9 protein-coding genes are annotated in these 13,765 nt (G+C 70.1%); 3 read left to right on the top strand and 6 right to left on the bottom strand.

Annotated elements, in window-relative coordinates:
- Nucleotides 1–45 precede the first annotated feature (45 nt).
- Both alc and allB read right to left on the bottom strand, forming a co-directional pair.
- Nucleotides 46–1,161: an allantoicase gene (alc, locus tag AQI88_RS14835; protein ID WP_066997972.1), complete on the bottom strand. Its 1,116-nt coding sequence runs from the start codon at nucleotides 1,159–1,161 to the stop codon at nucleotides 46–48.
- 54 nt (nucleotides 1,162–1,215) lie between these two features.
- Nucleotides 1,216–2,556, bottom strand: coding sequence for an allantoinase AllB (gene allB, locus AQI88_RS14830; RefSeq protein WP_066997969.1), 1,341 nt, complete (start codon nucleotides 2,554–2,556; stop codon nucleotides 1,216–1,218).
- Between the two features lie 273 nt (nucleotides 2,557–2,829).
- Between allB and AQI88_RS14825 the strand changes: the two genes are divergently transcribed.
- Entirely contained in the window at nucleotides 2,830–3,624 is a 795-nt protein-coding gene (locus tag AQI88_RS14825) for an IclR family transcriptional regulator (protein WP_066997966.1), read from the top strand.
- Nucleotides 3,625–3,714: 90 nt separating this feature from the next.
- On the opposite strand, the gene AQI88_RS14820 is transcribed toward AQI88_RS14825, so the two are convergent.
- Entirely contained in the window at nucleotides 3,715–4,029 is a 315-nt protein-coding gene (locus AQI88_RS14820; protein ID WP_079057575.1) for a DUF5955 family protein, read from the bottom strand.
- Between the two features lie 129 nt (nucleotides 4,030–4,158).
- Here AQI88_RS14820 and AQI88_RS14815 point away from each other — a divergent pair, with 129 nt between their 5' ends.
- Both AQI88_RS14815 and aceB read left to right on the top strand, forming a co-directional pair.
- Entirely contained in the window at nucleotides 4,159–4,767 is a 609-nt protein-coding gene (locus AQI88_RS14815) for a nucleotidyltransferase family protein (protein WP_066997964.1), read from the top strand.
- A gap of 184 nt (nucleotides 4,768–4,951) precedes the next feature.
- Nucleotides 4,952–6,577: a malate synthase A gene (gene aceB / locus AQI88_RS14810; RefSeq protein WP_066997961.1), complete on the top strand. Its 1,626-nt coding sequence runs from the start codon at nucleotides 4,952–4,954 to the stop codon at nucleotides 6,575–6,577.
- Between the two features lie 3 nt (nucleotides 6,578–6,580).
- Here the strand turns inward: aceB and AQI88_RS14805 are convergent, their stop codons facing one another.
- The 3 genes from AQI88_RS14805 to AQI88_RS14795 all read right to left on the bottom strand — a co-directional run bounded on the left by AQI88_RS14805 (nucleotide 6,581) and on the right by AQI88_RS14795 (nucleotide 13,630).
- Nucleotides 6,581–6,856: an Rdx family protein gene (locus AQI88_RS14805; protein ID WP_066997958.1), complete on the bottom strand. Its 276-nt coding sequence runs from the start codon at nucleotides 6,854–6,856 to the stop codon at nucleotides 6,581–6,583.
- The gene (locus AQI88_RS14800) at nucleotides 6,853–7,767 is read right to left on the bottom strand and encodes a HipA family kinase (RefSeq protein WP_066997956.1); all 915 of its coding nucleotides are present in this window, start codon (nucleotides 7,765–7,767) and stop codon (nucleotides 6,853–6,855) included. Before AQI88_RS14800 ends, AQI88_RS14805 begins: the two co-directional genes overlap by 4 nt.
- A gap of 592 nt (nucleotides 7,768–8,359) precedes the next feature.
- On the bottom strand, nucleotides 8,360–13,630 hold the full coding sequence (locus AQI88_RS14795; RefSeq protein WP_066997953.1) for a sacsin N-terminal ATP-binding-like domain-containing protein: 5,271 nt from the start codon (nucleotides 13,628–13,630) through the stop codon (nucleotides 8,360–8,362).
- Nucleotides 13,631–13,765: the final 135 nt, after the last annotated feature.

The following is a 13,765-nucleotide window of genomic DNA, read 5'->3' as shown; positions in this document are numbered from 1 at the left end:
CGCACCGGTGCTGTCAGGCCGGTGCGCTCCGCGAGTCGGGGTGGCTCAGCCGCCCAGCTCCTGGTGACGGGTCGACAGGGCCGTCGCGCCCTGTTCCGTCAGGGTGCCGAACAGGCGCAGGCGGGAGATGCCGCCGTCGGGGAAGATGTCCACGCGCGCGTGCGTGCCGAGCGCCGGCTGCGGCAGCACGAAGCGGTGGTTGGTGTCGGGCTGGAGGCGGGTGCGCGGGAGGATCTCGGTCCAGGCGCCGCTCTCGCCGTCCTTGACGGAGACGGACGCCCAGCCGGCGCTGTTGCCCTTCAGGTACGCCGTGTCGATCTCGATCGCGCGGATCTGGGACTGGGCGGCCAGCCGGTAGCGGATCCAGTCGTTGCCCTGGTCACGGCGGCGGCGGGTCTCCCAGCCGTCGTCCATCTTGCGGGAGCGGCCCGGCTGGATGGTGTTGGTCGCCGGGGAGTAGAAGAGGTCCGAGGCGTCCTCCACCCGGCCGCCGTTCTCCAGGGCGACCACGTCGAAGGTGCCCAGGACCGACAGCCACTCGGGGTCGGGTACGACCTCGCCGTACACCCGCAGGCGGGCGATGCCGCCGTCGGGGTGCTGGTTGACCCGCAGGTGCGTGAAGCGCTGTTCCACCGATACGGAGAAACCATTCGCCGCGTGGCCGCCGACCGGCGTGCGCGGGACCAGCGTCGTCCACTTCACGTCGTCGGACAGGAGTTCCTCGGGCGACGGGGAGCCGGGCACCGAGGTGCCCTCGACCGAGACCGCCTGCGGGTAGTTGCCGCGGAAGTGGGCCGTGTCGACCACGATCCCGCGGATCACGCCGGGCGCGCCGAGGCGGACCAGCGCCCAGTCGTGGTCCTCGGCCGTCGGCCAGGGGTGCTCGGCCGAGGCCCCGCGCCGCCGGCGGGTCTCCCAGCCGTCCATGATCTTGCCCTTGTGCCCGAAGTGCTCGGGGTCGAACTCGGCCCGCTCGGGCACCAGCAGGTTCTCCCGCTCGGCGAAGAACTCGTCGTTGGCGGCGATGACCCCGGCGCCGAGCTGCCGGTCGGCCAGGTTGGCGTACTGGGTGAAGGGGAAGTCGGCGGTGCGGTAGTCCGCGTACGGGTCGCCGCCTCCGTAGGGGTTCGCGTCGCCGGTGAAGCTGGGTATCGCCGTCACGGTGATCAGGGGGTCCTTTCGGGAGTCGGCGGGGTGCGGGTGCGGGAGGGGGGCTTACTGGGGGCGAGCGAGCAGGCGGCCCTTCGGCTCGGTGAACTCGCCGTCCGCGAAGATGCGTTCGCCGCGCAGCCAGGTGGACTTCACGACGCCGTGCAGGGTCTTGCCGGCGTACGCGGTGACCCGGTTGCGGTGCTGGAGACCGGCCGGGTCGACGGTGAAGGTCTCGTCGGGGGCGAGGACCGCGAAGTCGGCGTCGCGGCCGGCCGCGATGGCGCCCTTGCGGGCGCCGAGACCGGCCAGGGCTGCGGTCTGCGCGGACATCCAGCGGACCACGTCCGCAAGGCCTTGCCCGCGCCTGCGGGCCTCGGTCCACACCGCCGGCAGGCTGAGCTGGAGGCCCGAGATGCCGCCCCAGGCGGTCGCGAAGTCGTCGGTCTTCAGGTCGGCGGTGGAGGGCGAGTGGTCGGTGACGACACAGTCGATGGTGCCGTCGGCCAGGGCCTGCCAGAGCAGGTCCTGGTTGGCGGCCTCGCGGATGGGCGGGCAGCACTTGAACTCGCTGGCGCCGTCGGGTACTTCCTCGGCGGTCAGGGTGAGGTAGTGCGGGCAGGTCTCCACGGTGACACGGACGCCCTCGGCGCGGGCGGCGGCGATGAGCGGCAGCGCGTCGCTGGAGGACAGGTGCAGGATGTGCACGCGCGCGTCAAGGCGCCTCGCCTGCGCGATGAGGCCCGCGATGGCCGTGTCCTCGGCGTCGCGCGGGCGGGAGGCCAGGAAGTCCGCGTACCTGGGGCCGCCGTGCTGCGGGGCTGCGGCGAGGTGGTGCGGGTCCTCGGCGTGCACGATCAGCAGGCCGTCGAAGCCGGCCGTCTCCGCCAGGGACTGGGCGAGCCGGTCCTGGTCGAGGTGCGGGAACTCGTCGACGCCGGACGGCGACAGGAACGCCTTGAAGCCGAAGACCCCGGCGTCGTGCAGCGGGCGCAGGTCCTTGACGTTGCCGGGCAGCGCGCCGCCCCAGAAGCCGACGTCGATGTGCGCCTTGTCGGCGGCGACCTGCTGCTTGACCCGCAGGTTCTCGACGGTGGTGGTCGGCGGGAGGGAGTTGAGCGGCATGTCGATCAGCGTGGTGATGCCGCCGGCCGCCGCCGCGCGCGTGGCGGTCCAGAAGCCCTCCCACTCGGTGCGGCCGGGGTCGTTGACGTGCACATGGGTGTCGACCAGGCCGGGCAGCAGGACGTGGTCGCCGAAGTCCTCCAGGCGTGCCGTGGCCGGGACCTCGGCGTCGTACGGCAGGACGGCCGTGATCGTGCCGGCGGACACGGTGACCGTGGCGGCCCGCGCCCCTTCCGGAGTGATGACGCGCGTCGAACGCAGCACCAGTTCAGCGTCGGACACCCGAACCCCTCTCTCTGCCACCGTTTTACTTCCAGGAAACGGGATTTACACCCACGTAACGGAATTCAACGTTCTGTTGAAGGAGTCTTCACTCCCGCCACCCCGCCGTCAAGAGGCACACTTCTGAGCAGCGCGAACGGACATCTACTCTGGACGTTTCCACAAAGCGGAATTAGAATTCCAGCAGGCAGAACGTAGCTACGTACAAGCAGGCAGTCAACCGACTGCCGGGTAGGCTTCTGCCCTTCCTGCCCGCCCCGAAAGGAACGTGCCGTGCCGACGTCCAGCGCCAGCACCACCGACTCCGCCAAGCCCTCCGCCAGCGGCGGGGTCCAGTCCCTGGAGCGTGCCTTCGATCTGCTCGAGCGGATGGCGGACGCAGGCGGCGAGGTCGGGCTCAGCGAGCTGTCCGCGTCCAGCGGGCTGCCGCTGCCCACCATCCACCGGCTGATGCGCACGCTGGTGGCCTGCGGTTACGTCCGTCAGCAGCCGAACCGCCGGTACGCGCTCGGCCCGCGGCTGATCCGCCTCGGCGAGTCCGCCTCCCGCCTGCTCGGCACGTGGGCGCGGCCGTACCTGGCCCGGCTGGTGGAGGAGACCGGCGAGACGGCGAACATGGCGCTGCTGGACGGCGACGAGATCGTGTACGTGGCGCAGGTGCCGTCGAAGCACTCGATGCGGATGTTCACCGAGGTGGGCCGCAGGGTGCTGCCGCACTCCACGGGGGTGGGCAAGGCGCTGCTGGCGAACGTGCCCGACGACGAGGTACGGGCGCTCCTCTCCCGCACGGGCATGCAGGCCGCGACGGAGAAGACGATCACCACTCCGGACGGGTTCCTGGCAGCACTGGAAGACGTACGGCGGCTGGGGTACGCCATCGACGACAACGAGCAGGAGATCGGCGTGCGATGCCTGGCGGTATCCGTGCCGGACTCCCCCACCGCGGCCGCCATCTCGATCTCCGGGCCTGCCGGGCGGGTCACCGAAGCAGCGACGGACAAGATCGTGCCGGTACTGCAGCAAGTGGCCGCCGAGCTGTCCGCGGCGCTGGCGAGTTCAGGCGCCTGAGAGACCTGTGGCGTGGTGCGTGGGCGACTGCGGGATCGTCGGGGCCGTTCGCGCAGTTCCCCGCGCCCCCCGGTTGCCCAACCGGCGCTTTCAAGTCCTCGGCGACTCCCCGAACAGGTCCACCGCCTCCCGCACCTCCGACAACCCCCGCGCCAGCGCGCTGACCGAGCCGATCGCTCCCGCGATCAGTAACAGGGAACTGCGCAGGCGGGGGATTTCCGGCAGGCCGCCGGTTGCCATCGCCGCCAGTGTGGCCAGTTCGTCCTCGGCTATGCCCCGGTCGGGGAACTCGGCCGGTAGCGCGGCGAGTTCGCGGCGCAGCCGGGACACCGCGGTCCGCAGTTCCGCCACCCTCGGGTCCTCGTCGCTGCCCGTCACCAGCCTCTGCCCCAAGCTCCGCAACACAGCCCTCCCCCTTGCGCGCCGTCGTGCGCGGGTCAGTTAACGCCACCCCGTGCGGGAGCGCCACCGCACGGACCGAAATTCAGCCCAAGGAAACCGGCTGTCGCCTTCCGCGTCAGGTATGCAGGACGCATGACGGACAAGCGGGACCGACACGAGGAGATCGCCGGGCTGCTGCTCGCCGCGGGCGGCGGCAGACGGCTCGGCGGGCGGCCCAAGGCGCTGCTGGAACACCGGGGGCGCCCCCTGGTCGAACATGCGGTCGGGGTGCTGCGGGCGGCCGGATGCGGACGGATCCACGTCGTGCTCGGGGCACAGGCCGATGAGGTACGCGAGCGCGCCGACCTGAGCGGCTGCGTACTGCTCGACAACCCCGGCTGGGCCGAGGGCATGGGCTCCTCCCTGCGCGCCGGGCTCGATTCACTCGCCGGTACGAGCGTGCGCGCGGCCCTGGTGAGCCTGGTCGACCAGCCGGGGATCGGGGCGGCGGCGGTGAGCCGGGTACTCGGTGCGTACGAGGACGAGAACTCGCTGGTCTCAGCCGCCTACGACGGCGTGCGCGGGCATCCCGTGCTCTTCGGCGCGGCGCACTGGCCGGGCATCGCGGCGACGGCCACCGGCGACCGCGGGGCGCGCACCTACCTGAAGGATCACGCGGCGGCGATCAGGCTGGTGGAGTGCGCGGACGTGGCCGCGCCGTACGACATCGACACCGAGGCCGATCTGAGCCACCTTGAGTGAACGGGGTGGCACTGAGCGCCACCTTGCCTCGATCCAGAGAATCTCGACATCAACAAACCATTGAAGTTCCACAATGAGGAAACTACTATCCACTGTTCAGAAGCGTCCGACCGCACAGCGGGCGCTGATTGCCCTATTCGTGCCACTTGGCACCCGGTGCCACCGCTGAAGGAAGTGACAGCTCATGTCCGCACCAGCGCCGTCTCCGCTGGCCATCGTCGACGCCGAGCCCCTGCCCCGGCAGGAGGAGGTCCTCACCGACGCGGCGCTCGCCTTCGTGGCGGAGCTGCACCGGCGGTTCACCCCGCGCCGTGACGAACTCCTCGCCCGCCGGGCCGAGCGCCGCGCCGAGATCGCCCGCACCTCCACGCTCGACTTCCTCCCGGAGACGGCCGCCGTGCGCGCGGACGACTCCTGGAAGGTCGCCCCGGCCCCGGCCGCGCTGAACGACCGGCGCGTCGAGATCACCGGCCCCACCGACCGCAAGATGACCATCAACGCGCTCAACTCGGGCGCGAAGGTCTGGCTCGCCGACTTCGAGGACGCCTCTGCGCCGACCTGGGAGAACGTGGTCCTCGGCCAGCTCAACCTGAGCGACGCCTACACCCGCGGCATCGACTTCACGGACGAGCGCACCGGCAAGTCGTACGCCCTGCGCCCGGACGAGGAACTGGCCACCGTCGTCATGCGCCCGCGCGGCTGGCACCTGACCGAGCGCCACCTCGTCGACGCCGACGGCACGCCGGTCCCCGGTGCCTTCGTCGACTTCGGCCTGTACTTCTTCCACAACGCCCAGCGCCTGCTGGACCTCGGCAAGGGCCCGTACTTCTACCTGCCCAAGACCGAGTCGCACCTCGAAGCCCGGCTGTGGAACGACGTGTTCGTCTTCGCGCAGGACTACGTCGGCATCCCGCAGGGCACCATCCGCGCGACCGTCCTGATCGAGACGATCACGGCGGCGTACGAGATGGAGGAGATCCTCTACGAACTGCGCGACCACGCCTCGGGGTTGAACGCCGGCCGCTGGGACTACCTGTTCTCCATCGTGAAGAACTTCCGGGACGGCGGGCCGAGGTTCGTGCTGCCGGACCGCAACGCGGTGACGATGACGGCCCCGTTCATGCGGGCGTACACCGAGCTCCTCGTCCGCACCTGCCACAAGCGCGGCGCGCACGCCATCGGCGGCATGGCGGCCTTCATCCCCTCCCGCAAGGACCCCGAGGTCAACAAGGTCGCCTTCGAGAAGGTCCGCGCCGACAAGGACCGCGAGGCGAACGACGGCTTCGACGGCTCCTGGGTCGCCCACCCGGACCTGGTCCCGATCGCCATGGAGTCCTTCGACCGCGTCCTCGGCGACCGGCCGAACCAGAAGGACCGGCTGCGCGAGGACGTCCACGTGGAGGCGGCCGACCTGATCGCGATCGACTCCCTGGACGCCAGGCCGACGTACAACGGCCTGATCAACGCCGTTCAGGTGGGCATCCGTTACATCGAGGCCTGGCTGCGCGGCCTCGGCGCCGTCGCCATCTTCAACCTCATGGAGGACGCCGCCACCGCCGAGATCTCCCGCTCCCAGATCTGGCAGTGGATCAACGCGGGCGTCGAGTTCGAGAACGGCGACCGGGCCACCCCGGAACTGGCCCGCAAGGTCGCCGCCGAGGAACTGGACGCGATCCGCAAGGAGATCGGCGAGCAGGCCTTCGCGGCCGGCCACTGGCAGGAGGCGCACGACCTGCTGCTCCAGGTGTCCCTCGACGAGGACTACGCCGACTTCCTCACCCTGCCGGCGTACGAGCAGCTCAAGGGCTGACCCTTACGAGGTTCCCTCCGAGTGGCCCAGGGACCTTCCCGGGGCCACTCGGTCGCGTACGGCCCGCTTCACCGCCGTGGGCTCCGGGAAGCCCTGCTCGCGGCGGTCCCAGACGACCTCGTCGTTCACCCGGACGACGAAGACGCCGCCGGTGCCGGGCTTGAGCGACAGCTCGGTCAGCTCGGTCTCGAAGGTGGTGAGCAGCTCCTGCGCCAGCCAGGCCGCGCGGGGCAGCCAGCGGCACTGTGTGCAGTACTCGATCTGTACGCGCTGGGTCATCCGAGGTGCACCGTCCCATCCTGTTCCACCGCCGGCTTGCCGTGCAGGTCGGGGACCCACTTGAGCCAGTCCGGGCGGCCCTGCTGGGTCTTCGCCGCGCGGGCGGCCTCCTCGGCCGCGAGCTCCTCGCGGCTCGGGAAGCCGGTGGGCAGCCACTCCTCGGATCGGCGCACACGCTGGAGGAGGTAGTCGACGTAGGCGGTCCGGACGTCGTCGGGCGTCGCGAATCCCGCGTCCTCGGCGAGCCAGGCGTCCGGCACCTCGGCGACGATCCGGTGCAGCAGCTCCTCGGTCACCCGGGGAGCCAGTTCCGCGTCGGCGGCCCGGATGTCGGGGGCGTAGTGACCGAGGGCGTGGTGGCGGAAGTCGTACCTCTTGCCCGGGGTCGTGGTGTCCCAGCGGTGGTGGAAGACGAGGGCGGCGCCGTGGTCGATGAGCCACAGCCGCGGGGGCGCGGTGCCGAGCGTCGGCCAGACCATCAGGTTGGAGCTGTGGACCGTACGGTCCACGTTGACGGTCAGGGCGTCCAGCCAGACGATCCGGCCCGCCTCCAGGGGGTCCACCGGGAAGGTCTTCGCGATCTCGGGGGTGAAGTCGGCGGCGCCCGGCAGGTAGTCCATGCCGAGGTTGACCCCCGCGCTCGCGCCGTGCAGCTCGCGCACCTCCTGGTGCGGCTCGGCCGCCGCGATCGACGGGTCGAAGTGGACGAGGACCAGTTCGGGGAAGCGCAGGCCGAGCGCGCGGGCGAGTTCACCGACGATCACCTCGGCGACCAGCGCCTTGTGGCCCTGCGCGGAGCCGGTGAACTTGACGACATACGTACCGAGATCATCGGCCTCGACGACTCCGGGGACGGAGCCACCGGACCGCAGGGGTGCGATGTAGCGGGTAGCGGCGACCTCTCTCAGCATCTTCCAAGACCCAATCGCTCATTCGCCTTACATTCGACGGCCAGCTCCAGCGCGCTGCGCCCCGGGCTTCCGGCCTCCGGCATGAAGTGAGCATAGTGACCAAGCCGTCCCGCCGCCTCGCGCAGCTTCCGCAGGTCGGCCGCGAACCGCGTCAGCGGACCGGTGTCCAGGTCGAGCGGGCGTTCGGCGCATGGCATGGCCCTCCTTTCCGGAGCCTTTCCGCAGCCGCGATGCGTGGTGACTGTCCGGCAGTTGATGTCCGGCGTCCACGTCCCGGCGCCGGACAACGGTCGGCAACTGGGCATGGGCGAGCGCAACCGCGCACCGGCCGTAGGGAGGGAAAGGCCAGCTCCTGGTGAGCTGGAGCCGCAACGGAGCGGCGAGCCAGAACGGGGACTTCTGAACAGTGGCCCGGCCCGGCACACGATGTGCCGGACCGGGCCACCGTCACCTGGTGGCGTGAGCTCCCCACTGCGGATGAGGCTGGGACGAACGCGGGTGCCTCAACGGTCGCCCGCCGGGCGCACGTTGGTGGCTGGGCGGTCACGCTGCCGTGCTCGAGAAACGCCGCCTGTTCCCCCACACCTCCTCGCTATGCCTTCCCCGACGGTGAGCACTGATAGCGCAGTCCTCTGCTCACGATCCTGAAGCGGTCGCGCCCCTGGGCGGAGAACGGGTTCGGCAGTTCGAACACGCGACGCTCCTCCGGGACAAGGGCCGAGGTGATCAGCAGGATGCGGTATCGGTTGCCGCGCGCGTGGCGGCGGGCCGCGTCCACCTCGGACGGACCGAGCTCGAACTCCACCCGCTCGGCGCTCGGTCCGCTCAGGGCCTTCACCTCGTACAGCCGGGTCGTGTCGCGCCAGGCGACCTCGAAGTCGTAGCCCAGACCATCGGACGCCTCGGGGTCGCCATTGATCAAGGCCGCGTATCCCGACGTCCACCTGACATCGGTGTGGTGGCGCTGGAGCCAAGCCCGGGCGGCTACTTCTCCGACGAGGCCGATGGCCGAGCGCTGGTCCTCGTTGGTCTGGGTCATCCTCGCGACGACGATGCCCGGCTTGGCAGGGGAAGAACCTCCGCGGCGTGGTTGCGGCACACCCCCCACGGCGTCGAGGCGCACCTTGCCGGTCTGGGCGAGGAACGACTCGTCGATGGTTCTGGAGGCGAGGTCCGCGATGGCGGAGAACTGATCAACTCCCACCCTGACCTCCTTGTCTCCGATCGTGATCGTGCGCGGCGGTGTGCTGATCGAGCCACCGGAGTCCTGGGATCGTGCGGTCGTCCACGCGAGATCCTTGGGGGTGAGGCCGAGCACCTCGGGATCTGCGGCGCGGGGCATTCCGGCCGGCCACCCCACGGCGCGACCCACGGCGTGGAGCAGTTGTTCCTCACTCAGGTGCAGCAGGTCACTCAGGCCGATGCCGTCGATGTGGCTCTTGCACTCCAGCAGCACCGCCCCGTGCCATCCGCCGGGCGCCAGGACACCGTGACGGTGGCACCATGCGGCCACGAGCGGGGCCAGTTTCGGCACGAGCTTGTCGAGCGCGGACGCGTTGAGTGCGCGAAGCCGGTCGACGGGCTGAAGGTCCGTCAGCCGCTCAAGGTCGTCGTCAGCTCCGTGGGCGCGCAGCCACTCCTGCACTCTGCTCCGCATCGCTTCCTCGGGCGGGCTGATGAACAGGGTCAGCCAGGCGGGGTCCGGCTGCAGGTCGTGGAGACCGCGGGCCGCCGCGTAGCCGGAGATGTCCTTTCCCTCGTGCGCGGCAACGGCGTACCGTTCGCGGAGCCTGTCGAGGAGAACCCCGCTGCGGTCGCGCACGAAGTCACCGAAGACCCGCTCGTGGAGGTCGGGGTAGGCATCCGGCTTGTACCCGGGGCCGAGCGAAGCGAGTGCGGCGTTGAACTGCCGGAAGTCGAGGCGCAGTTCGTCGCGGAGCTCGGCGGGCGTCGTGGAGGAGCGGGCCAGGGCCACCAGGTCGGCGGACGACACCGGCAGACCGGGCGCGTACCGGTCGATGATCTCGACGAGCTCGCGTTCACCGGCCGCCCGGCCCAGGACCTGGGCCGCTTCCTCGTCCCAGTCGTCGGCGGCGAGGCACGCCAGCACCGGGCGGAGCAGTCGCACCGTGTCCTGCACGTCGCCGGTGAGATTGCGTCTGATCTCGGTGACCTTGGCCTCGGTCGTGTCCAGCGCCGTCGCGAGGGTGCTGTCGTCGATGTGTGCCGGGTCGTGGCCGCCGAAGTGCCGCTCGAGTTTGACCAGAACCAGTTCCAGTGCGTCCTGCAGCCACGGTCTGTCCAGCAGTTGCGCGACGGCGGGTGCCGCCGCCTGCAGCTCGTCCCAGCCGTCGTCGCTCCTCCAGACGACCACCGTGGGGTGTTCGTCGTCCGGCAGCGGCAGCGCACGGGTCGTCGACGGCGGTTCGGCCGGCGTACCGGAGATGGCGATCTCCACGTCGTCGGCGTGTACGACACGAATGGTGTGAAGCCGTTCGAGCGCCGCACGCAGACCGCGTTCACTGCGGCGCACGAACGCCCCGGACTTGAGTTCCATGGCGAGTGCGATCACGGTGACCAGCCACTCTCTTCCCTCGACCAGCACCGCCGCATGCCCGTTGGGGGTGATCGGGTCGCCGTCTCGATGACGCACCTGGACTTGGGTGACCGACGTGCGCTGTGTTTTCACTCCGTTCGCCTCGGCCAGGCCGGCGATGGCGTCGCCCGAGTCCGCGGGGGCGACGAGGATCGGATCGCCCGCCAGCTCGATCAGCGCCTCCTTCAGGGGATCCGCCTCGTCGCAGACGTTGACCGGAGCCTCGTCGGCCGTTGGCGTGCAGGTGCCGAGCACGTTGGTGCGGCTCACGACGAGCCGGACCTCTTCGGCCGGTGCCCAGGGCCACCGTCCTGTCCGCGCGACCTGCGACCACGCCCGCTCGTAGTGTCTTTTGAAGGAGACGCTGAGATACGCGGGCACTTCGCCCTTGTCGAGCACCTCGCCGAGCTGCTTCACCGCCTCTCCGGCGTGCTTCGGATCGTCCCACTTGCGCAGACCGAGCCGAACCAGCCGCTCGGCGACCGCCTTGTCGGTGAGCAGGCGCCGTGTCGACAGGGGCAGCGCGGGCACGAAGGCAGGAAGTTCACCGTCGGTGCTGAACCACGCCCGGCCGGGCGGGACGAAGGACGGGCCGTCCGGTTCCTCGACGGGAAGCCACGCCAGGCTTCGGAGGTAGGAGGCGAGAGGAGTCGGCCAGGTGTGCGCGTCCTTGAAGTTGTAGGTGGGTCTGTGCACGGTGACGGTGAAGACTTCCTCGCCCCAGGTACGGAGTCCGTGCATCAGCAGTTCGGCGAATGCTCGCCGGGCCACGGAATTCAGCCCGGCGACCTCGGTCGCTCCCGCAAGGTGGGCCAGCGGGCCTTCGAACTCGTAGGGCGTCCACGGGTGCGCGAACTTGGTCCATCGGGTCCTGACGTCGGCGTCCCACGCAGGGGACAGGGCCTCCCCCAGCCCGAAACGCAGGGCAAGGGCCGAGGGCCGCAGGTCATTGCCGTGATGGGCGCCGAGACGATTCCCGACGTACGCCGGCCTGAGGCCGTCGCAGACGCCAAGGGCTTCGAGGAACTCGACGTGGAGCGCCCGGTCCCGAACCGGAGTCGGCCAGTCGTCGGGACCGCTGATCCACTGGTCTCGCTGAGCGGCCAGGGCGGGGATCCGGGCCCCTCCCTCATCGAGGAACCTGTCGAGTCGACGTGCCCCCTCGGTCCCCCAGGCAGGCGAGAAGGAGCAGTTCGCTGCCCTGCCCCAGCCGTCGGCGGCCAGCGGCAGCCGGAAGGGGATACGGGCCAGCCTCCGGCGCTGTGCCTGGCTGAGCAGCGGGTACTGCCGGAAGGCGAAGGTGAGGGCGTCGCGGCTGAGCGCCTCCGAGGGCCGTCCGCAGAGCAGGTCTTTCAGCGCGTCGAAGACACGGTCCAGCTGGTAAGGGCGAACCAGCTCATTGCGCTCGAGGAATTCACGCCCTCCGCCGTGCCAGGCGATCTCCGGGTGTGTGAAGGAAATACGACGCCGTAGCGCCTTGAGATCGCCCGGCACCCGGGTGACGGCGTCACCGTCCGCGATGTCGGGGTGGAAGAAGACGCTCGCCACCTTCTTGCCGGGCTCCGCAAGACCCCCGAGGGCGCTTCTCAGCCGCATGTCCTGGTCAAGGATGATGCGCCGGCCCCGGAGCACGCTCTGGTCCCGGGCGAACGCATGCGACACATCGCTGTAGAAGTCCGCCCACAGCACACCTGCTGTCGCTTGTTCACCGCTCAGCAGGGACCGGGCCACGGCCTCGACCCACGCCGCTGCCAGGGACGCCGGTGGGCGAAAGGACTTGGAGAGCACGGTTTTGCACAGCTTGTCCAGACGCCCATGACGAACAGGACCGACTGAGGGCGTCAACAGCTTTGCTCCCCCCTGCGTGAGCGCGTCGGTGGTCAGGACCCGCCAGGCGCGCTTGCCGTCCGGCCACCCGTGGGAATCCTGCATCGAGCCCCACGCCTCCCGGCCATGCAGCGGCACGATCGGCTCCGTGGCGAGCCGCCCGTCCAGAGCCGCGTCCAGCCGGGCCGGTTCGTCCCAGCACATGAGGTCGAGGATGAGGTCCGCCGCGAGGAGATGTGGGGTCTCGGAGCGAACCCGCCTGCTCAGTTCCACGGCCAGCACGGCGAGTTGGGCGAGGAGAAAGTCGTTCAGAGCCACCCTCTCGCTGATGCCGAGGCGGGCCAGCTTGGTGAAGAACGGGGCATGGGCGTGCCCGGGAAACGGAGCGTGCACAGCCGCGGCCATCGGCAGGAAGGTGTACATGCGGCCGTGGGTGAGTGGCGTGTCCAGCCGCAGCGCCACCGCCACCCATGCCTCGGTATTCCAGTTCTCCCATGCCGCGTCGATCTCGCGCGCCTGGACGCTGCGCCTGATCGCTTCGCTCAGCGCATCGGAATCGAGCGTGCGGCGAGCCAGCAGATAGCGGCCCGCCTCGGCGAGATCGACTTCGCTGACCCACTCTGCGTCTCGTGCTCTGACGAGCTCCGACACACGCTCGGTGCGCGAGAGGACCTGCCTCGGAGCGGGTTGCGAGACGTCGCGCACCTCGACAGAGAGCTCGGCCACGCGGTCGAGGAAGAGCAGGAGCGGTGCCTCGCCGCTCATCATGTCCTTAGACTGCGCCACCGTGAGTCCCCAGGCATGGTCATCGCGCAGCGGGAGCCGGACAACCGTGGAGAACCCGTCCTCGGCCAGTTCCTTGAGTACGGGATCCGTGACATCGGCCGGTACCGGCAGCGCCAGGGGAGAGATGTCCTCGATCACCCGGGCCGCGAGTGCCGGATCGTCCACCAGGGCGCGCACGTCCTCGGGCCTCGCGAATCGGAAGCAGTAGCCGTCGAAGGACAACGAGGCGGGTGAGGCCTTCGAGTAGATCTCCGGCCAGTCCGTCAGTTGCAGCACACTCCGGAAACCGAGCCCCTTGTTGCCGATCCCCTCGCCCGCCGCCTTGCTGGACAGAGCCAGTTCGGTGATGGCGCGGAAGTTCTCCTCCGTGAACCCCGCCCCCTCGTTGGCGACGTAGAGGACGCCGCCACCCTCCTGGCGCACCGCCACGACGGCGATGCGTCCTGGGCCGGCCGTACCGAGTGCGTCATGGCCGTTCTGGACGAGTTCAAGGATCGTTCGGCCCTCGTACTCCTGGGCGGTGTCCTCGCTCACGGACTTCAGGCTCTCGGCGAACCGCCAGGCCTCGCCGGCGTCTCTGTAGATCTCGATGCGCCGACGGGTCCGGCCGATCACGGCCGCCCGGAATCCGTCGCCCTCCGCGGCATCCCACATGGATGTGATGGCTGTTCCCCCTCGTTCATGCCCACCCCGGCGTCAGTGTGCCTGCCGGAGCTTGAGCCGGACGCGTCATCACATCGGGGCAGGGATCATGCTGTCCGGAGAATCCTGATACTGACCTGGACGTCG

The organism is Streptomyces cellostaticus, from assembly GCF_001513965.1.
Classification (GTDB): Bacteria; Actinomycetota; Actinomycetes; order Streptomycetales; family Streptomycetaceae; genus Streptomyces; species Streptomyces cellostaticus.
Note: the sequence above shows the minus strand (reverse complement) of the source record. Positions and strands in the feature narration are given on the sequence as shown.